The organism is Spirosoma areae (assembly GCF_054781775.1).
Genome location: NZ_BAAGTT010000054.1, coordinates 138,053 through 157,072 on the forward strand (window position 1 = coordinate 138,053; position 19,020 = coordinate 157,072).

Annotated in this window: 17 protein-coding genes; 7 read left to right on the plus strand and 10 right to left on the minus strand. The window is 47.2% G+C overall.

The genetic code is table 11. The features are described 5' to 3' along the window. Nucleotides 1–75: 75 nt before the first annotated feature. The gene (locus ACYVI1_RS30955; RefSeq protein ID WP_460915492.1) at nt 76–1,191 is read right to left on the minus strand and encodes a lysophospholipid acyltransferase family protein; all 1,116 of its coding nucleotides are present in this window, start codon (nt 1,189–1,191) and stop codon (nt 76–78) included. 12 nt (nt 1,192–1,203) lie between these two features. Then, nucleotides 1,204–1,377, minus strand: coding sequence for a hypothetical protein (locus ACYVI1_RS30960; protein ID WP_460915494.1), 174 nt, complete (start codon nt 1,375–1,377; stop codon nt 1,204–1,206). A gap of 163 nt (nt 1,378–1,540) precedes the next feature. On the opposite strand from ACYVI1_RS30960, the gene ACYVI1_RS30965 reads away from it, so the two are divergent. Beyond that, nucleotides 1,541–2,551 carry a LytTR family DNA-binding domain-containing protein gene (locus tag ACYVI1_RS30965; protein ID WP_460915496.1) on the plus strand — a complete coding sequence of 337 codons (1,011 nt, stop codon included), beginning with the start codon at nt 1,541–1,543 and terminating at the stop codon, nt 2,549–2,551. Between the two features lie 7 nt (nt 2,552–2,558). Here the strand turns inward: ACYVI1_RS30965 and ACYVI1_RS30970 are convergent, their stop codons facing one another. Next, nucleotides 2,559–3,254, minus strand: coding sequence for a LuxR C-terminal-related transcriptional regulator (locus ACYVI1_RS30970; protein ID WP_460915497.1), 696 nt, complete (start codon nt 3,252–3,254; stop codon nt 2,559–2,561). 228 nt (nt 3,255–3,482) lie between these two features. Here ACYVI1_RS30970 and ACYVI1_RS30975 point away from each other — a divergent pair, with 228 nt between their 5' ends. Beyond that, a complete protein-coding gene (locus ACYVI1_RS30975; RefSeq protein WP_460915498.1) occupies nt 3,483–3,866 on the plus strand; it encodes a hypothetical protein in 384 nt (127 codons plus the stop codon). A gap of 80 nt (nt 3,867–3,946) precedes the next feature. Here ACYVI1_RS30975 and dnaG read toward each other — a convergent pair whose 3' ends face one another. Continuing rightward, on the minus strand, nt 3,947–6,025 hold the full coding sequence (gene dnaG / locus ACYVI1_RS30980; RefSeq protein WP_460915499.1) for a DNA primase: 2,079 nt from the start codon (nt 6,023–6,025) through the stop codon (nt 3,947–3,949). 179 nt (nt 6,026–6,204) lie between these two features. Here dnaG and ACYVI1_RS30985 point away from each other — a divergent pair, with 179 nt between their 5' ends. Beyond that, a complete protein-coding gene (locus tag ACYVI1_RS30985; RefSeq protein WP_460915500.1) occupies nt 6,205–7,623 on the plus strand; it encodes a vanadium-dependent haloperoxidase in 1,419 nt (472 codons plus the stop codon). An 89-nt stretch (nt 7,624–7,712) separates the two neighbouring features. Here ACYVI1_RS30985 and ACYVI1_RS30990 read toward each other — a convergent pair whose 3' ends face one another. The 3 genes from ACYVI1_RS30990 to ACYVI1_RS31000 all read right to left on the minus strand — a co-directional run bounded on the left by ACYVI1_RS30990 (nt 7,713) and on the right by ACYVI1_RS31000 (nt 10,850). Next, nucleotides 7,713–9,605 (minus strand): amidophosphoribosyltransferase, encoded by a 1,893-nt coding sequence (locus ACYVI1_RS30990; RefSeq protein WP_460915502.1) that lies wholly within the window; start codon nt 9,603–9,605, stop codon nt 7,713–7,715. 118 nt (nt 9,606–9,723) lie between these two features. Beyond that, entirely contained in the window at nt 9,724–10,362 is a 639-nt protein-coding gene (locus ACYVI1_RS30995) for a phosphatase PAP2 family protein (protein WP_460915504.1), read from the minus strand. 11 nt (nt 10,363–10,373) lie between these two features. Then, nucleotides 10,374–10,850, minus strand: coding sequence for a gliding motility lipoprotein GldH (locus ACYVI1_RS31000; RefSeq protein WP_460915505.1), 477 nt, complete (start codon nt 10,848–10,850; stop codon nt 10,374–10,376). Between the two features lie 131 nt (nt 10,851–10,981). Here ACYVI1_RS31000 and ACYVI1_RS31005 point away from each other — a divergent pair, with 131 nt between their 5' ends. The 4 genes from ACYVI1_RS31005 (at nt 10,982) to ACYVI1_RS31020 (ending at nt 13,878) form a co-directional block, all read left to right on the plus strand. Beyond that, the gene (locus ACYVI1_RS31005) at nt 10,982–11,341 is read left to right on the plus strand and encodes a BlaI/MecI/CopY family transcriptional regulator (RefSeq protein ID WP_460915507.1); all 360 of its coding nucleotides are present in this window, start codon (nt 10,982–10,984) and stop codon (nt 11,339–11,341) included. Nucleotides 11,342–11,345: 4 nt separating this feature from the next. Then, nucleotides 11,346–13,046: a M56 family metallopeptidase gene (locus tag ACYVI1_RS31010; protein WP_460915509.1), complete on the plus strand. Its 1,701-nt coding sequence runs from the start codon at nt 11,346–11,348 to the stop codon at nt 13,044–13,046. Nucleotides 13,047–13,048: 2 nt separating this feature from the next. Continuing rightward, a complete protein-coding gene (locus tag ACYVI1_RS31015; protein ID WP_460915510.1) occupies nt 13,049–13,426 on the plus strand; it encodes a hypothetical protein in 378 nt (125 codons plus the stop codon). Between the two features lie 242 nt (nt 13,427–13,668). After that, nucleotides 13,669–13,878 (plus strand): hypothetical protein, encoded by a 210-nt coding sequence (locus ACYVI1_RS31020; protein ID WP_460915512.1) that lies wholly within the window; start codon nt 13,669–13,671, stop codon nt 13,876–13,878. Nucleotides 13,879–14,054: 176 nt separating this feature from the next. Here the strand turns inward: ACYVI1_RS31020 and ACYVI1_RS31025 are convergent, their stop codons facing one another. The 3 genes from ACYVI1_RS31025 to recQ all read right to left on the minus strand — a co-directional run bounded on the left by ACYVI1_RS31025 (nt 14,055) and on the right by recQ (nt 18,969). Beyond that, on the minus strand, nt 14,055–15,269 hold the full coding sequence (locus ACYVI1_RS31025) for a PSP1 domain-containing protein (RefSeq protein ID WP_460915514.1): 1,215 nt from the start codon (nt 15,267–15,269) through the stop codon (nt 14,055–14,057). A 115-nt stretch (nt 15,270–15,384) separates the two neighbouring features. Further along, a complete protein-coding gene (gene purD / locus ACYVI1_RS31030) occupies nt 15,385–16,671 on the minus strand; it encodes a phosphoribosylamine--glycine ligase (RefSeq protein WP_460915515.1) in 1,287 nt (428 codons plus the stop codon). An 87-nt stretch (nt 16,672–16,758) separates the two neighbouring features. Continuing rightward, entirely contained in the window at nt 16,759–18,969 is a 2,211-nt protein-coding gene (recQ, locus tag ACYVI1_RS31035) for a DNA helicase RecQ (protein ID WP_460915516.1), read from the minus strand. Between the last annotated feature and the right edge of the window lie 51 nt (nt 18,970–19,020).

A 19,020-nucleotide genomic window follows, 5' to 3' on the forward strand; every position in this document is an offset into this window, starting at 1 on the left:
AATTTTACTATAACCCTCTAACAATGATGCCCCTGACCAGTAAGTCAGGGGCATCATTGTTAGAGGGTTACATTCTTAGTGAAGTACTTCCAGGTCCATTAATTCGCTTAACATTTCCTGCCCAACAACATCTTCCACTGACTCTACAGAGTTAAGATTTAAAAGCAAATCCCGTAAATCTTCTGTGATCTCGTAGGTCTGATAAAGTCGGCGATCAAATAAGATCGGGGCTTGTTCCAGGTCGCATAATGAATAGCGTTTTTCATTAAAGGCCAATCGCTTAAGGTGACGGCCATGATGTTTTTCCCCGGTCGTTTCCGGTTCCAGAAACGAGTGAATAAAATTCCATCCCTCCCACTGGGCCGGATATTTTTTTAGAAAGGGCCAGAAACCATCGTAGAGCTGCTGCATTGCTTCCTGACAGTACATCTCCCGATCACTTCGGACAATAGGCCGAATAGGCTTAAGGAAATGTAGCACACTTGCCATGTCAGGCTGACGATAGCTAACGACTGGTATGATAGGGACGCCAGCCGCATGGGACAAATAACCAACTCCCTTTCGCGTTAACACACGCCGTTGGCCAAAACGAACAGACAGAAACTGTCCTTCCTCGCCATGTACAGGGGCTGTTTCGGGGCTGCCATCCACATACACAATTAATGATCGGCCCGCTTTTAATTCGCGCAGAACCGTTAGCCCAGCCGAGGAACTTCCTGTTTCAACGATGCGAAAAACATTAGTGAGGCCGTGCTTTTGCCGCAGTGCGTCGATATGTTCCACCATATCGTTGCCCTGACTTCGATTCATATTACTACCAACCAGCAACACACAATCGATTCCTCGCCGGAAGAGTATGCTTGTCAGCAGTCGATAAGATCCAAGATGATAGGTACAATAAATTTTTGGCCCATCGGTCTTGTTCACTACGTGATGGTCTCCGTGCAATTTCACCAAATCGCCAGCCGTCAGGCACTGTTGATCAAAACTGGTCAACATCTGTTGCAACAATAACTCTCGAAATAGTGTTTCGTGGTTTTGCCGGGGAATTGTTGGAAGAACATTCTCAACATTAGCCGAGAAGGTTGTAAACTTCATTAAATAACCCCGTTCCTTTGGCAAATTAATTTGCTCGAAGGACTTGCGACAACGGGTCAACTCCTGCCTGTAAAGTTGCTGTGCGGTTAGCATGATTCCTGCAGTTTAAAGCGAGAAAACAGGCTTGGACAATCCAGTGAATTGAGGCATGTAATCACAGCAAACAGAATCTCTCGTTGCCGATTCAAACTTCAACAAATTAGTCGATTCAAACTTGGTAGCTGATTTGGTTACATTTTTCAGTGCCTGGGCAGCTTTGATAACGAATTGCTTTTTCATGACTATTGGGAGTTAATATGACTGATAAGTAGTTGCTTGTTTTTGTTGATACAAAGCTACCAGCCTACAAGGGGCTCATCAATCACAAAAAAGTCACAATTGCCAGTTGCAATTAGTTAAAAATTACTACTATATTAGTCCTACTTTTGCGTAAGAAGACAGCATGAAGGAAATTCGAATTACCCGAGACTTCCTGAAAAAACCATTTAGCAGTGTGATTATACTACTATGCATTGTAGTTTTAATTCAAGCGGTTGCATGGTCTATTGCTTATAATACGCAAATCAAGATTGTTAGTGACAAAGGAGGGTGGATTCAGTACATAGGCGTAATCGTTCGCGGCCTTTTTATGCCGGAACTGTTTACGCTGTTCATTACAATCACCCTAATTAACCTGTTTCATAACTTTCGACGTCTGTACGTTGTCGAGAATACCTGGCGTGCCATTAGCCGATATGAGTCTAAATTTTTACCGGTTTTAGCCGTTGCCTTTCTGGTCTTTAATCCAATTACCCAAACAGTTCGTTATCTCTTAGATAGTTTTCCTACTTATTCCTGGTCTGACTACTGGCAGAATTATATTCTTCATACATACACCTGGTCGGTATATTTTAAATATTTATTTCCGGTAATCTTAATTGGATACATTACTCTTAACATCTCGCTGCTTAGAGATTATCTGCAACAACGACGCGAAGCGCAGGAAGCGGCTGAAGCTGAAGCAGCTGAAGCATCACAAAAAGCATTGGCTCTATCAGTAACATTTTCGCCTAAACCAATCACATCTTCACTCTATCTGACTCACCTTAAAGGTAAAAACTCACTTGGTGAATTAGACTTTCCCGTTAATGACGTTTACTTCTTCACCATTGAAGACCGATTTTATTATGCGGAGTTGACCAAGGGGCGCTATATGGTTCCTAAAACGCTGAATGAGTTAGAAACAGAATTAGATCCGGCTCAATTTTTTCGTATAAAAAGAGATTATATTGTTAACCGACAAGCTGTTCTGAATTATGCTTATTGGGAAAATGGAAAATATATTGTTCGGCTAAACACCCCCGAACGGCACAATATTATCGTACCACGCGCCCGAATGCACGAGTTTAGAGAATGGCTACAGGATAATCAGCGTCCTTATGCTGATTCGGACTCGCTGATGATGAATGGTTAGCTACTCATTACAGGTAGTTCTTGACCGAAATACTGTAGTGAGGCAATTGCCGGCAACTATTCAGGTTCAGTTTTTTCGTAATGTGTGCCTTGTGATTTATAGCTGTTCTATAACTGATACTTAGTTTGTCGGCAATATCGGTAGCCGTATGTCCTTGAGCAACCATTTTCAAAACCTCACGTTCGCGCTCGGTTAACCGGCTCAGTTCATCCCGTGTCGCATCTGAGATTATCTCAACACCAAAATTTTTGAGCAGGCCCATAAATCCGTTGCTATAGTAGCAACCTCCGGTACTAACCGTCTGGAAACAACGGTATAACTCATCCAGCCCGTCTGTTGCATAGAGAAATCCAAAGAAACCCATCTGCATAGCGTTAGCGATCATTCGCAGATCTGGTTTTCGCGTATACAGAATGAACTTCGTTTGCTGATCCGAGCGCTTCATTTGCTCCACGATATCCAGCGAGTGCTGGCCAGAAAATTCTGATTCCAGGATCACACATTTTGGCCGCTTTACCCGAATCTGCTGAAGTGTGTCTTCCATTTCAACAGCCCGTCCAACAACATTGTAACCCTGCTCCTTTAATAGCTGGCTTAATACTTCACAGTTGAATAATTCTGATTGTGCAACGAGGATAGAAAAATCCCGGCGACGGATCGCAAAGTTTTTCGTAACCTCCTGGCTATCGATTGATTGATTCATGATTGATTACATATATGGGTGGATGAATGTAACATCTAAAATGTTACATCGGTAACACCCAAGCGTGAAATCACCATTTTCCCGGACGAAATCACCCATAAAGTTTAAACTTTATGGGTGATTTCGTCCGGGAAAATGGTGATTTCACGCATAGAGGTTTGCTTATAGCCCTTCTCTGACCCTACTTTTGATTAGTTGATTCAAAAACATTTATTTGAACGTAGGGTGATGAACAAGGAAAAATCAGGTGCGCCATTTGGCTACGAACCTTCATCGGAAGAGGTACAAAATTTGATTTTGGAATGGGCGAAAGCTACTGAAGCATTTTATCATCGCTACGCCAAATTGACCAGGTTGACTAAATCATTAAAAATGACTGCACATCGGCAACCAATGGCTGTTAAGGTGCGTCTACAGCGGCTTGTCGAACTGGAAAAACAAATGAGTGATGTGCTGATGACGCTGCTACTTGATATGTCAGGTCAGCAATCAGGCCGTTCAGTGCAGCCCTCAAAACCCGGCCAACTTCATTCACATGCCAGTCTGATGGATGAGTTGAATCGGAAAATTGATGCCGAATTGATTAGTTTCACGACGGTAGCCCAAGCGTAGTGTTCACCCTCCCCTATTGATAAAGGTACGCCCCGGCCAAATAGCCGGGGCTTTTTTGCTATGCTTTCTAAAGTATTACTTTAACCAGAAATGACTGTGCCAAGAAGACTCGAAATTTGAATATCAATGCGTTTAAAGTGCATATATTCAGTAAGTAGCTGATCAGCCTCATCGGGCGTTCTACTGCCCGGTTCGCGCATCAATTGCTGAAGAACTGTCATACGTTGTTCAGCCAGCATCTTTTTAATCCGCAGAATATTTCGATAGGCTGCATCAGCCAGTATATTGTCGTCGCTCTCCGATGGTACTAAAATTTCATGTTTTCCCCAGCCTTCGCTAATCTCATAGCGCGGAGTTGTTAAATGAATCGCCTGATGCTGAATTTCAGTCGCATTGGGCGATTGGTGGTTTAGAAAATCACTGGCGGTTAAAATATCGCCCCGGCTGTAGGCTTCCCGGAAAAGCGTTATAATTAGCGTATAGGGCGATGTCTGAAACTCAATTTCATGCAATTCGCTCAATACGTACTGACAGAGCGTGATACCCGGCTCCAGTTCGCGTGTGCCGTAGTTCATCAACAACCGAATGCATTCCTCTTCCTGATACGATATAGGCGTTCTAACGGGCGTTCCAGACTCAGCAGTGGATTTAGCTGGATACGCAATAGGGCCTGGATCAAACGCTTCTGCCGTGCTAATGCTAAGCCCATCCAGAAGCGAATTTATATCATCAACTGAGGCCGGATCCGCAGTTGAAGTATTACTTGAGGTTGGTAGTGGCCTGCCTGGGCTACCAGTCCGTTGTTGACGCTCCTGATCTTTTTTGCTTTGTTCCTGCTGTTTTCGCAACAATCGGTTTATTTCGGAGATAACGGACTGTTCACTAACATGAAAAAGCTGGGCCACCCGCTGCGACAGGGTTTGACGTTTGAGTGGGTCGGGAATTCTCGTGATGCTGGCACACACATCCGATATCCCTTCAGCCCGTTTAAGAGGGTTGTCTCCTGCTTCGGCTAACCATCGGCTGGCCTTGAAGTCGACAAAATCCTGTGAGTGTTGCTTGATATAGGCTTTGAACTCATCGGCCCCAACTTTATGTACGTAGCTGTCGGGGTCTTCGCCATCCGGTAAGAGCAACAACCTAAGATTCAGTCCTTCCTCCAGCACCATATCTAAGCCACGCAGGGCTGCTTTGATTCCAGCGGCATCACCATCGTACAGAATCGTTACGTTGGGTGTAAAACGAGCAATAAGCTTTATTTGCTCGGTCGTCAGGGAGGTTCCCGACGAAGCCACCACATTTTTGATTCCGGCCTGATGCAGCGAAATAACGTCTGTATAGCCTTCGGTCAGGTAGCATACGTCTTCCTGTCGAATAGCCTGTTTTGCCTGAAAAATGCCATACAAAACCTGACTTTTATGGTAAACGGTGGTTTCGGGCGAGTTTAAGTATTTAGGCTGATTCTTGTCTATTTTTAAAATCCTGGCGCCAAAGGCAATCACCCGACCCGATACGTTATGAATAGGGAACATAACCCGCCCCCGAAAGCGGTCAAACATTTTGTTTTCAGCACCTGACGTTCCCTCTTTGCTTAAAACAAGTCCGGCTTTTTCGAGCAAATCACGGCTGTATCCCCGACGTTGACCTTCTTTTAGAAGCGCGTCCCACTGATCGAGGGTGTAGCCCAGTTCAAAGGCGTCGATGGTTGGGTTTGTCAAACCCCGCTCGCGGAAATAACTCAACCCTATACTTTTGCCTTCATCGGTCGTTTGTAACGTTTCCTGAAAAAATGTTTTGGCGAAATTGAGAACGATCAACAGGCTTTCGCGCTCATTTTGGCGCAGCAGGTCTTCGGGCGTTTGTTCCTGCTCTTCTATGTCGATGCTATATTTTTTGGCGAGGTAACGAAGAGCTTCGCCGTAACCAACGTTCTCAATATCCATCACAAACCGAACGGCATCTCCCGCTTTGCCACAGCCAAAGCATTTGTATATCTGCCGGGTAGGATTGACATTAAACGAGGGCGTTTTCTCGTTGTGAAATGGGCAACAGGCAATGTAGTTACTGCCGCGTTTTTTGAGCGAAACAAAGTCGTTTATTACCTCCAGAATATCAGTCGATTGACGAATTCGGTCAACAGTCTCTTCGGGAATACGCATCGGACAAAAAGCAGAGTTAGATTGATGGGATCAAATGTACGGCGAAACTCGCCTGTTACTTAGCTTAAGCAGGCCTGAACAATTATGTGGTCTTTTTTTCTGGCAACATTTTTGCTAAATTAATTATTGACCAGAATGGTCAACCCTGATTGATAGGTCTTTACTCTCAATGAATCAATATGAGTACACATCTCCCTCTTACAGTGCGTAGGCGGCCCAATCAACTATCAGATTCAACACGCAGCCAGTGGAGCTTAGTTGGATCATTGCTTTTACTGGCGCTGCTACAAGCCTGTCGCACACAGCCTGATGATGAGGTTGCTCCTGTTACATCAAACGGCAAAGCGGCAGATCTGTATACAAACGACGTAGCAGCCAAATGGGCGGCTTTGCAGTTGAAGGTGACTAAAACAACGCCTGGCTTTACGCCCCCCGTAGCAGCGCGTGCCTATGGCTATGCAGGTGTAACCCTGTATGAAGCAGTCGTACCCGGTAGTACTACCCGAAAATCGCTGGTTGGTCAGTTACAGGGGTTAACGTCGTTACCACAAGTTGAAACGGGAAAAACATACAACTGGGCTTTAAGCGCGAATGCTGCTCAGGCCGCGATGATACGCAGTTTGTACCCAACCACCAATGCGGCTAACAAAGTCACAATCGACTCCCTTGAGACAGCCTTACAGTCCGAATTTAAAGAGACTGATGAAACGGTTAATCAAAGGTCGGTTGATTTTGGAAAAAGTATTGCTAATACGCTATTTGAATGGTCAAAAACCGACGGGGGTGATGCGGGCTATACACGTAATTTTCCGGCGAGTTACATAGTACCAACCGGAGCCGGTTTGTGGCAACCAACTGAAAACGGACAGAAGATTCCGATGCAACCCTACTGGGGAAAAGTTCGGACGTTTGTGAAAGCGAATGATAATTTGCCGATGCCTAAACCACTCTCCTACTCGACTGATGTTAAGTCAGCCTTTTTTGGCCAGTATTTCGACGTTTACAACAAGTCGCATAACTTAACTCAAACCGAGAAAGAGATTGCTGTTTGGTGGGCAGACAATCCAGGTGATACATTCACGCCACCGGGTCATTCATACAGCATCGCTCGCATTGCCGTACTGTCCGACAAAGCAAACCTGGCCAAGGCGGCTGAGACTTTTGCCCGGACGGGAATCTCGGTAGCCGATGCGTTTATTCTATGCTGGCGATGCAAGTTTGTCTATAACAATCTTCGGCCTTACACCTATGTCCGCCTGGCTATCGACCCAAAGTGGATTCCATTCTGGCCTGCTCCACCATTTCCAGGTTATCCTTCGGGACATGCGACTCAGTCATCGGCTTCAGCTACGGTGTTGACGGCGCTCTACGGCGACAATTTCGCGTTCACTGATAATTCGCACATTGGGCGATCTAAGGATGTTTCCCGAAATGTTGACTTCAAAGCACGCACGTTTAAATCCTTTAGTGATGCAGCTCAGGAATCGGCCGATTCTCGTTTCTATGGCAACATTCATACCCGACAGGACAATGAAACCGGCCTGGCAGAAGGCAAGAAAATCGGTGCTAACATTAACGCACTGACATGGCAGAAGTAAAAAGGGGAAAAGCAGGAAGGGAGGAGAGAAATTAGGACAAAAACTACACGGTCCTATTTTTCTCTCCTCCCTTCCTGCTTTTCCCCTCACTAATACGCTCTTACTAACTTCCCTTCCATGAAGTTTACGAAGGCTTTATTAACTACATTGTTGCCACCGGGCGTTGGGTAATCGCCGGTGAAATACCAGTCGCCAGAATGATTCGGGCAAGCCTTGTGAAGATTCTCAACCGTTTGATACACAACGGCAACTTCGGCTTTTAAATCAACAGGTGTAACAATTTCAGCCACTTTTTTCGATAATTCGTCGTGCGTAAACGGCTCAAACAGGGCCTTTACATAATTCTGATGTGTTGCATTGCCCGATTCAATGGCAACGACACACTGAGCATAAACCTCGTCGAGCAAATCTTCCAGCCCCCGGTCGCGGAGGAGTTCCAGGGCCGCCCGGAACCCAATGAACTCTTTGAACTTCGACATGTCGATGCCGTAGCAGTCTGGAAACCGAATTTGAGGAGCCGACGAAACAATAATGATTTTCTTGGGACCTAAGCGATCGAGCATTCTCAAAATGCTTTTTTCAAGCGTTGTGCCCCGTACAATGGAGTCATCAACTACAACGACGTTATCTCTCCCCTTCTTGATAACCTCAAACGTAGTGTCATACACATGCGCTACCATATCGTCACGCTGCGCGTCGTCGGCAATGAATGTCCGAAGTTTTACGTCTTTGGCAACTAATTTTTCAATTCTTGGTCGGAATGAAAGTACCCGATCCAGTTCTTCCTCGAACAGAATGCCTTCCATAATCGCTTTTTTTCGCTGTTTATAGAGGTACTCTTCCAGCCCCTCAACCATCCCGAAAAACGCCGTTTCGGCTGTGTTTGGGATGTAAGAGAAAACCGTGTTTTCGAGGTCGTAGTTGATTTCCTTGAGAATCTGAGGAATCAACAGCTTGCCCAGCGTTTTGCGTTCATTGTAAATATCGGGGTCAGTGGCGCGCGAAAAATAAATTCGCTCGAAACTGCACGATTTCTTTTCGAGGGGCTGTACAAACTGCTCTTCTCTAAACTCTCCGTACTTGTCGATGATGAGTGCATGGCCGGGTTTCACTTCCTGAATGGCACTGTATTCGGCATTAAAGGCCGTTTTTATAGCGGGCTTCTCCGATGCGACAACCACGACTTCATCATCGGCATAATAATACGCCGGACGAATGCCTGCCGGGTCGCGGGCCACAAAAGCCGCTCCGTAGCCCGTCATGCCCACCATCGCGTAGCCGCCGTCGAAATCGCGGCAGGAGCGGTGTAGAACCCGTTGAATATCAAGATTATCTTCAATAATATCGGACAAATCAGGGTTTTCATAAATACCCTTAAACCGCTCAAACACCCGCTGGTTTTCTTCGTCCAGGAAGTGGCCAATTTTTTCCATCACCGTTACGGTGTCAACCTTATCCTTCGGATGCTGACCCAGTGAGACGAGTTTATCGAACAATTCTTCAACATTGGTCATGTTGAAATTACCGGCCACAACTAAATTCCGGCTTCGCCAGTTGCTTTGCCGGAGCATGGGGTGGCAATTTTCAATTTCGTTAGCTCCGTGGGTACCATAGCGCAGATGCCCCATCCAGACCTCACCCGTAAAGGCTATATTCTCCTGAAGCCAGCGGGCATCTTTGGCTTTATCTTTATTGCCCTTGAGGGCCTTCCGAAATTTCTTGTTGACTTTCTCGAAGATGTCCGTAACGGGTCGCTGATCGACGGAGCGGTACCGACTGATGTATCGGCGACCGGCGGGTACATCGAGTTTGATGTTGGCAATACCCGCGCCGTCCTGGCCGCGGTTAACCTGCTTTTCCATGAGCAGGTAGAGTTTGTTTGCCCCGTAAAGAGCCGTACCGTATTTGTCGATATAATACTGATAGGGTTTGCGGAGCCGGATTAGGGCTATGCCGCACTCATGTTTGATGGCGTCGCTCATGAGAGAGTGTGGGAAGACACGTTGATTTTAGCCAGGTAATGAAGTATTAGTCAGGTAACGGCTCCGCGTTGGCAATGGTTCGGCGGGTTGTTTAACAAAAGTAGGCAAAAACGGCTACCTACTCCTCCTTTAGTGCGTTCGTTTTTGTAACCCACCGCCACAACAGTAAATAAATAATAATCGATGAGAGTGTACCAACCAGCGAACCGGCATACACATCTTCAACAAAATGCTGAAACAGATACACCCGCGAATAACCCGTTAGAATAGCCAGCAGAAGCCAGATTACTCCCCTTTCCGTTCGCTTGTCAAGCATCGCCAGCAGGCTGAACATGGCAAACGCCGTTGTCGTGTGGCCCGACGGAAAACTGTTGTAACTATAAATATCCAGCCCTTTAATGATGTGATATTCAAACGTTGAATGCTCAAAAAACTTTAGTGGCCGGAGTGATTCAGGAAAAACAATCGTCTTTAAAAATAACGAAGTAAGCGAAGAGAGTGCGAAACTGGCAAACGCCATGAACCCTATCCGCCGGTCATAGAGCAGCAGGACCAGGCATAAACTAACAAAAGTAGCCCCGTCGCCTAAGTAGGTGATGTAGGGAAACATCTGATCGGCGAATGAATTGTTGCGGATGTTCACCCACTGCATCAACTGCTCCTGTGTATGGACCTGCTGCAACGCACCAACCACGACCAACACCAGCAGGTAGAGCAGAAAAAACACCCGGTTTTTACGCAGCAACTCGCTCAGCATCAGCACGGTGGTTAATGAACAGGAACAGCTTTCTCCACGGTGATACCCACGCTCAGAATATTGAGCAGAGGGTCCTGACGCATGTACTGCCGAATCTGCATGGTGTAGCGACCGGGCTTCGGAAATCGGTAGTTGCGCTTCATCAGGAACTTATGGTCGAACATATCACCTAAGCCATCGCCATTCGGTTTACCCGTTTTGGGGTCCATCAGAATTAACTCGTCCAGTCGCGATTCAATCTCCTTACCGGCAGCATCGCGCAAATAGCGGGTCAGATACAAGTTGTAGTAGCCATACGTCAGGCTATTGCGGAGGTTATAGTAAATATTATACGGCACCGACGCATCATCAATGTCGAAGGAAAACGAGGGTGCGTTTTTGATGTACCATTTCCCCTCGTCGATGTCTGTATACTCTTTATAGACGGCGTTCGTATCGCAGCCGATAGCCAGCAACGCCATGAACAATCCTAACCCCAATCGTTTCATACCTCTCGTCAACTTGTTTGCAAAGCTACGACCGGCGGGTTGGCTTTTCAAGTAACTGTTTTCCGGCTAACGCCTTTGATAAAACTATGTCGATAGTTTGGAAACGATAAAAATAGTTTTAGCTTTGTCAGATGGAAAAGCTAACCGCTAAAGAAGAAGAAGTAATGCAGGTGCTCTGGAAAATGGAGCAGGGCTACGTAAAAGATATGGTTCCACAGTTTACGGACCCTCCGCTACATTACAACACCGTTTCGACCATTGTTCGTAACCTCGAAGAAAAGGGCTACATCGGACACCGGGCCTATGGCAACACGCATGAATACTACCCCATTATCAGCAAGGAAGCCTATCAGAACCGGTTTGTCCTGAAGAAAGTAGTGGATGAGTACTTCGATAATTCCTACAAGAATTTGGTGAGCTATTTTGCTCAGAATGAGAAGATATCGGCAGACGAGCTTCGGGAAATTCTGGCCATGATTGAAAAGAAATAGCGGTATGGAGACCCTGCGCTACGTTGTGATGGTGAATGGGCTGCTGGCCGTTGTGAGCCTTACCTACTTTGTTTTGCTCCGGCGCGAAACATTTTTTGGCGCCAATCGGCTGGCGTTATGGCTGGGCCTGACCGCAGCGCTCATCCTGCCCCTGGTCGAACTTCCCGACTGGCGACCCCAGCCGGTGCGAACCGTCATGCACCGCACGGCGCAGGTTATTGTCCCGAACGTTTTGCCGAACGCAGCCGAACCGCAATCCGGTGTCACGATTACGTTTCCAGATGGGCGGACGTTTCCGGCATTTCAGAAGCACAGAGTGCCGGTTGGCTGGTCATGGCAGGAAGGCTTAATCAGCCTCTACATCGTTGGGGTTCTGTGGCTGCTGATTCGATTGGTCAGGCAACTTATTTCGGTGAAAAATCTCATCTGGCAGTCGACGCATGAGCCTTACGACGGCTTCACACTGGTGCAGACTGAGGCTGTCACCTCGCCCTTTTCATTTTTCAACTGGGTCGTTTTGAATTCTGAGCAGCACACGCCCGACGAGTTGGAGCAGATTCTTCGGCACGAACGGGTTCACGTCCGGGAATGGCACAGCCTGGACATGCTTGGGGCTGAGTTAGTCTGCATCGTATTCTGGTTCAACCCAGCGGCTTACCTGTTCAGGCACCTGCTTCATCAAACGCTCGAATTCAGCGCCGACCGGGCTGTTCTGGCCGAAGGTGTCGATGTGAAGCTGTATCAGTATAATCTACTGAAAGTAAGTTTGTTGGGCGGTCAATCAGTTATCACGAATCACTTTAGCGGCCCGGCCCTGCGCCAGCGAATTCGCATGATAAATAGACGACGGTCTTACCAAATTAACTGTTTACGCTACGGCTTACTTTTTTTGGCTGTGTTCACAGTTGCTTTTGCTTGCCAGCTTGTCCATACCGATTCGTCGCACAAGTATATCCGGCAGTCAAGCGATGTTTTCTTCAGCATTATAACGGCTGAAACGTCGAATCAAGATTTGGACACATTACGCCAGGAACTCATCCGGCGCAATATCAAACTCGATATAACAAAACTTATCCGGCTTGCAAATGGGCACATCCAACAACTTACTGTGAATTTACAGGTACCTAAACCTGGACATCCAATGGATGCGAATGTTGGTTCATCAGTCGGCCAATCGCCAATTCCAGCCATTGGCCTGCGCTGCGATAAGGCAGGTTGCCATCTTGGTTCTGTCGATGGTCAATTTCCGAAACAGCTACTCACTCTTGCAATTCAGGAGGGCAGTAAGTTATCATCCGAAACTTTACGGGGAAGCAATTCTTTCAACGATGCAAACTCGGTCTTCGGCTTGTATAGGGTATTTTATAGAAATGATTTCCTGGAAAGCAATTACTTTGGCCTGCGTACTACAGCAATCCATATGACGTCGGATTATCACCTCGATTTATATCCTGAGTATCAAAAAGCTGTTGTTTTTTTAGATGGCCGGGAGGTTGGGCGGGCTGAATTAGCCAGGGTTAATGTTCTTGATTTAAAGAAAGTTGTCGTTTTTAAGGGCGAAGCTGCGGTTCTGCGTTTAGGCGATGTTCGGGCTAAAGACGGCCTGATTTTACTATCCCGGCTACATAACATTGCCATTCGGGACAAATATGCCGCGACAGGTTTGTTAGAGATCGCCTATCCGCAACTTTTCACTCAACCCTGATTATGTACTCCTTTACCAACCAATTCAGCGGCCCGACCCTGCGCCAGCGTGTCGGGATGATGAACAGCCAACGGTCCAAGTCATTCGCCTGGTGGCGGTATGGTTTGTGGATATTAGTAATGGGTGTAATGGCACTGGCCTGCCGGCATAAGCATGAAAACAATAAGTACCCGACTAATAGTACTCCCAATCCGAATGCCTTGCCTGCTAATAGTCCAACACGGGCAATAGTTGTCGATTTAGAGGACAACGGCCCCTGGTATCGTTACCTGGCTTTATTTCAGGGTAAGTCTGGGACACAGTCCGTTCAAAGTTTACCGGTTGTGTTGCAGCTTAAAGGCGACCAGTTTATACTTCCCGACCGTCGGCAGTGTTCATAAATGGCAAAGAGGTCGCGGCTGAAGCGTTGGAAAAGCTATCGCCGGAGTTGGTCAGCGAATTGTTTGTGATGCATCAGTGGGAGAATCTGGTCAACACTGACACACAGGCTAAGCCATATCAGGTTGTCATTCAAAACAGCCCCCAGCCAATTCGATTTACAGAGAAACGTAAGCTATTTTTCACGCTGCTATAAGCGGCTGCGGTTTCACAGCACCCACTTGGTGAGAGTTTTTCATTTACGATGAATCAACTGCTCGAAGCAACGTTTTTTCACAACAAAAACGCACTGGTTGAACGAACTGAGAATGAGCACCTGAGTATATACAAGGACTATGCTAAGACGGTAGACGTTTTTATCAATAATTTACCGGCAACACCAGCCGATGTCAGGACGATCTATGTTCGGGAGGTAGCCGGTAGCCCGGCTTTACACCAAAGAGCGGCCTTATAGTGAGTGGTTTCGGGCTGACAATCCCTTGCCTCGCTTTGAACTGCATATCCTGACAGCGCCAAAACGCGCCAATCGCGACAGCAGTTATTACGTATTCAGCCCATTTTATTCGGGGGATTTTTGAAGACATAAGCCAATTAAGAAATAACCCCGGCTCAAAGAGCCGGGGTTATTTCTTAATTGGCTTTGCCATTCGGGGCTGGCCGGGGTGTAGTACCCTCTGGCCCTCGAGACTTTTTCTTTTTCTTCTTGGCAGTTGAGCGAGACGTGTATTTGGCATCTAACTTTTGCAGATCACTGTTAAGAGCGGCTGCCGTAATAGGTTCTTTATCGCCTATCGGCATTAGAATATCAAACGATTCGGGAATAACCCCATTCTTGTTTAGCTCAACAATTTCGAGTACACGGGCTATGGGCAATGGATGCCACGTACTTTCGGCTCCGTAACCAAACCACATCAACTTGCGAAAAATGTCGGTTTTCTGCAAATAAGCCCGTCCCTTCTGGGTTTCCAGCGGTTTCTCAATCGACGGAATGTCGCGCAGGGCATCCATGTAGGTGTCAAGCTCATAATTCAGGCAGCACTTCAGCCGGCCACACTGACCCGATAGCTTCGCGGGATTCAGCGAGAGGTTCTGGTAGCGGGCCGCTGAGGTGGCAATATTTTTAAAATCGGTGAGCCAGGTAGAACAGCAAAGTTCACGGCCGCAGGAACCAATGCCGCCCAGCCGACCGGCTTCCTGCCGCAGGCTAATTTGCCGCATTTCGATACGGGCTTTAAACTCTCCAGCCAGCATTTTTATCAGTTCCCGAAAATCAACGCGCTCTTCCGACGAATAATAAAAGGTTGCCTTTGTATTATCTGACTGAAATTCAACGTCGGACAATTTCATGTTGAGTTTTAACTCACGGGCAATTTCGCGGGAGCGATACAAAGCCGGAAGGTCGCGCAGAACGGCCTGTTCGTGCCGTTCCATGTCTTTCGTGGTCGCTATCCGGTGAATGACTTTCGTGTCGTCGGTAATTTTAACTGCCCGTTTTTTCACCTGCAGCCGTACCAGTTCGCCTTGCAGCGAAACGGCTCCAACATGAAACCCCGATTGCATTTCGACAACAACATAATCGCCCGTGGTGAGGTCGAGCTGATGAACATTGCGATGATATTCTTTCCGCCCGCCCTTAAACTTCACCTCAACAACATCGTAGCGATTCAGACCGGGCATGGCAATATCGCTCAGCCAGTCGAACGAATTCAATTTATTGCAGCCACCCGTGCTACACCCTCCGCTTCCGCATCCGGTGGTGGCCGTTTTCTGCGGTACCCCGCCGGGGCCATCGGATGCACCACGCTGGGTTCCGCACCCGCCGGTTGCACAAGATTTACAACTCATATATAAAGAAGTTATAGAGTTGTAAGGTTGTAGCCTTATAAAGTTGATGATGCTGGTAGGCAGCGCAACGGCAGACCGTTCTGCAACTTTATAACTCTATAACTTTATAACTCAGTTAGTCGGCGTACCGAATCAGGTCAACCCCGATGTCTTTCCGATACTGTTTGCCATCAAATTGCACCATCCGGGCCGCTTCCTGCGACTTCCTGACGGCGTTTTCGAGCGAGTTAGCCTGTGCCGTTATAGCCAGCACCCGCCCGCCGTTGGTCAATACATGACCGTTTTGTGAAAGCGTTCCTGCATGAAACGCCACTACATCTTCTAAACGCTCTAATTCCGAAATGATTTTACCGGTTGCGTAGTCACCGGGGTAGCCACCTGACACCAGCACCGTTGTTACGGCTGTCTGGGGCGAAACCAGAACAGTTATCTTGTCTAATTCACCGTCTGCGGTGGCTGTCATCAACTCAACAAAATCAGTCTGAATTCGGGGTAACACAACTTCGGTTTCGGGGTCGCCCATACGCGCGTTATACTCGATAACATAAGGTTCTCCGTTTACCTTCATTAAGCCGATAAAAATAAAACCCTGATAATGAATGCGTTCCTGTTGCAAGCCTGCCAGTGTAGGTTTCACAACCTTGTCCTCAACTTTCTGTAGAAACGATTGATTAGCGAACACCACAGGCGAAACAGCCCCCATGCCACCCGTGTTCGGGCCGGTATCTTCTTCACCAATGCGCTTGTAGTCTTTGGCCTCGGGCAGAATCTTATAATTAGTCCCATCTGTCAGAACAAATACCGACAGTTCGATGCCCCGCAAAAACTGCTCAACAACTACTTTACTACCCGCATCGCCAAATCGTTGCCCATCGAGAATAGTCCGCAGAGCCGCCTGGGCGTCGGCCAGGGTGTCGGCAATAATGACTCCTTTGCCAGCCGCCAGTCCATCTGCTTTTAAGACAACCGGCAGCAAGTGGGTTTCCAGATAGGTCAGCCCTTCCTGAAGTGTTGCCGCTGTAAATGTTTTTGATGCGGCCGTCGGGATGCCATATCGGTGCATGAACTGCTTGGAGAAATCCTTACTACCCTCCAACTGAGCGCCCTGAGCATCGGGGCCCACGATGCGTAGACTGGCTAAATCGGGTTGCTTACGCAGGTAATCAACAATCCCTTTTACCAATGGCTCTTCTGGCCCAACAATGAGCAGGTCGATAGCATTGACTCGAACCGCCGTGGCAACAGCCGAAAAATCAGTATAACTGACGGGCAAATTAGTTGCCATTTGTGCCGTTCCGGCATTGCCCGGAGCTACAAACAGTTTATCACACAATGGGCTTTGCGACAACTTCCACGCAAAAGCGTGTTCGCGTCCACCCGACCCCAGTATTAGTATATTCATTTAGTGAATGAATAATGTATAATGAAGAATGGTTTTCTATAGACCATTAAGTCATTATACATTGTACATTATTCATTAGTTAATTAGTTAATTAGCTACTTCCGACAGGAATTTAATACGCATCAGGCGCAGATCTTGTTCGGTGAAATCATCGCCCCCAAATTCACGCATGGCAATGGCGATATTATCACTTTCGGCCCGCATGAAATAACCGAATATTTCGTCCTGTCGGTCTTCGTCCATTACCTGGTTAATGTAATAATCAAGATTTAATCGCGTGCCGGAGTAACAGATATGCTCAATTTCCTCCATCAGGTCTTCCATTGAGAGCGATTTCGACTCGGCAATTTCGTCTAAGTCAACCTTCCGATCGATTTGCTGAATAATGAAAATCTTAACTTTCGATTTATTAACAGTCGACTTAACAACGACATCTTTATCGGTTTCAATTTCATTTTCGTCAACATATTTGGTAATCAGGTCGATGAATGGCCGTCCAAATTTCTGCACTTTACCCATGCCGACCCCGTTGATCTGGGCCATTTCTTCGCGGGTGGTCGGATAGGTTGTTGCCATCTCCTCCATCGACGTTTCCTGGAAGATAACGTAGGGCGGCAGGTTCTTTTCTTTGGCAACTTTCTTCCGCAGTGCTTTGAGCAGGCCAAGCAACTCTTCATCATAGGCTACACCACCCGCCGACGGCCCCGAGTCTTTGTCATCCTCCTCCTTTGCGTCGGTTGCCTGCTGCTCGTAGTCGTGGTCTTTCGACAGCGTCATCGGGTACGGGTCTTCAATGTAGTTCATGCCCCGCTGCGTCAGCTTCAGAATGCCATAATTATCGACATCCTTTTCGAGGTATCCATAAATCGTAATCTGCTTGATGAGCGAACACCAGTAATCACAATCTTCATTAAACTCCCGGCCTTTCCCGTACACCGCGAGCCGATCATGTTCGTAGCTGGTAACGTACTGATTCGTGTTAGCGGTAAGTACGTCAGCTAAGTGAGCAACATCAAAACGCTGGTCAGTTTGTAAGACCGTTTGCAGCGCCAGCACAACCTCATGCTGCACCTTAATTTTCTCGGTCGGTTTCAGGCAGTTATCGCAAAAACCGCAGTCTTTATCCATGTACTCACCAAAATAGCCCAGCAATTGCCGACGGCGACAAACGCCGAGGTTTGAGTAAGATACCATCTCGGTGAGCAGGTGGCGGGCATTATCGCGCTCGGTAACGGGTTTGTCTTTATTGAATTTTTCGAGTTTGACAATATCGTCGTAGCTGTAGAACATCAGGCAGTTGCCTTCCAGCCCGTCGCGTCCGGCGCGGCCTGTTTCCTGATAATAGCCTTCGAGCGATTTGGGTGCATCGTAGTGAATAACAAACCGAACGTCGGGCTTGTCGATGCCCATCCCGAAGGCAATCGTAGCGCAGATAACGTCTGCATCTTCGTTCAGGAAGGCGTCCTGATTGTTCATCCGGGTTTGTGGGTCAAGGCCCGCGTGGTACGGAAGCGCCTTCACATCATTAACCCGCAGCAATTCAGCAACTTCTTCGACCGTTTTTCGGCTCAGGCAATAAATAATGCCCGACTTGCCTTTATTCTGTTTGACGTATTTAATCAGTTGCTTTTTAGCGTCAACCTTGGGCTTTATTTCGTAGTAAAGATTTTTGCGATTGAAGGATGTTTTATACAGATTGGCATCTTCCATTTGCAGGTTTTTCTGGATGTCCTGCTGTACTTTGGGCGTGGCGGTTGCTGTCAGGGCAATAACGGGCAGATTACCAATGTTATCGACAATGCCGCGAATTTTTCGATACTCCGGGCGGAAATCATGCCCCCATTCGGAAATACAGTGCGCTTCGTCGATGGCCACGAATGAGATGTTGGCTTTCTTCAAAAAGTCCAAATTCTCTTCTTTGGTCAGCGACTCGGGTGCAATATAAAGTAGCTTGAGTGTACTATTGAGCGTGTCTTTCTTGACCTTGTTCATTTCGGCCTTCGAGAGCGTCGAATTCAGAAACTGGGCATTGATGCCGAAGGCATTTAACTGATCGACCTGATTTTTCATCAGGGCAATTAGGGGCGAAATAACCACCGCTGTGCCCTCACTGACAATGGCGGGCAATTGGTAGCATAATGACTTGCCTGCTCCGGTGGGCATAATCACAAATGTATTACGGCCTGCCAGGATACTATAAATAATGGCTTCCTGTTCGCCCCGGAAGTGTCCATATCCGAAAATTTCCTTCAATCGCTCTTTGAGCGTCGTATGGACCGACTGATCAACCTGCATCATTCTACAAATCGTACAAAAGTTACTTTACTTATTTGCTTGCCGTATCTTTGC

Excerpts from the sequence above, each read along its gene's own strand:
- ACYVI1_RS30955 (WP_460915492.1), bottom strand. The coding sequence starts at position 1,191 with ATGCTAACCGCACAGCAACTTTACAGGCAGGAGTTGACCCGTTGTCGC.
- ACYVI1_RS31020 (WP_460915512.1), top strand. The coding sequence starts at position 13,669 with ATGAATCAACTGCTCGAAGCAACGTTTTTTCACAACAAAAACGCACTG.
- ACYVI1_RS30990 (WP_460915502.1), bottom strand. The coding sequence starts at position 9,605 with ATGAGCGACGCCATCAAACATGAGTGCGGCATAGCCCTAATCCGGCTC.
- ACYVI1_RS31010 (WP_460915509.1), top strand. The coding sequence starts at position 11,346 with ATGGAGACCCTGCGCTACGTTGTGATGGTGAATGGGCTGCTGGCCGTT.
- ACYVI1_RS31015 (WP_460915510.1), top strand. The coding sequence starts at position 13,049 with ATGTACTCCTTTACCAACCAATTCAGCGGCCCGACCCTGCGCCAGCGT.
- purD (WP_460915515.1), bottom strand. The coding sequence starts at position 16,671 with ATGAATATACTAATACTGGGGTCGGGTGGACGCGAACACGCTTTTGCG.
- ACYVI1_RS30960 (WP_460915494.1), bottom strand. The coding sequence starts at position 1,377 with ATGAAAAAGCAATTCGTTATCAAAGCTGCCCAGGCACTGAAAAATGTA.
- ACYVI1_RS31000 (WP_460915505.1), bottom strand. The coding sequence starts at position 10,850 with ATGAAACGATTGGGGTTAGGATTGTTCATGGCGTTGCTGGCTATCGGC.
- ACYVI1_RS30985 (WP_460915500.1), top strand. The coding sequence starts at position 6,205 with ATGAGTACACATCTCCCTCTTACAGTGCGTAGGCGGCCCAATCAACTA.
- ACYVI1_RS30970 (WP_460915497.1), bottom strand. The coding sequence starts at position 3,254 with ATGAATCAATCAATCGATAGCCAGGAGGTTACGAAAAACTTTGCGATC.
- ACYVI1_RS31025 (WP_460915514.1), bottom strand. The coding sequence starts at position 15,269 with ATGAGTTGTAAATCTTGTGCAACCGGCGGGTGCGGAACCCAGCGTGGT.
- ACYVI1_RS30975 (WP_460915498.1), top strand. The coding sequence starts at position 3,483 with ATGAACAAGGAAAAATCAGGTGCGCCATTTGGCTACGAACCTTCATCG.
- ACYVI1_RS30995 (WP_460915504.1), bottom strand. The coding sequence starts at position 10,362 with ATGCTGAGCGAGTTGCTGCGTAAAAACCGGGTGTTTTTTCTGCTCTAC.
- dnaG (WP_460915499.1), bottom strand. The coding sequence starts at position 6,025 with ATGCGTATTCCCGAAGAGACTGTTGACCGAATTCGTCAATCGACTGAT.
- recQ (WP_460915516.1), bottom strand. The coding sequence starts at position 18,969 with ATGATGCAGGTTGATCAGTCGGTCCATACGACGCTCAAAGAGCGATTG.
- ACYVI1_RS31005 (WP_460915507.1), top strand. The coding sequence starts at position 10,982 with ATGGAAAAGCTAACCGCTAAAGAAGAAGAAGTAATGCAGGTGCTCTGG.
- ACYVI1_RS30965 (WP_460915496.1), top strand. The coding sequence starts at position 1,541 with ATGAAGGAAATTCGAATTACCCGAGACTTCCTGAAAAAACCATTTAGC.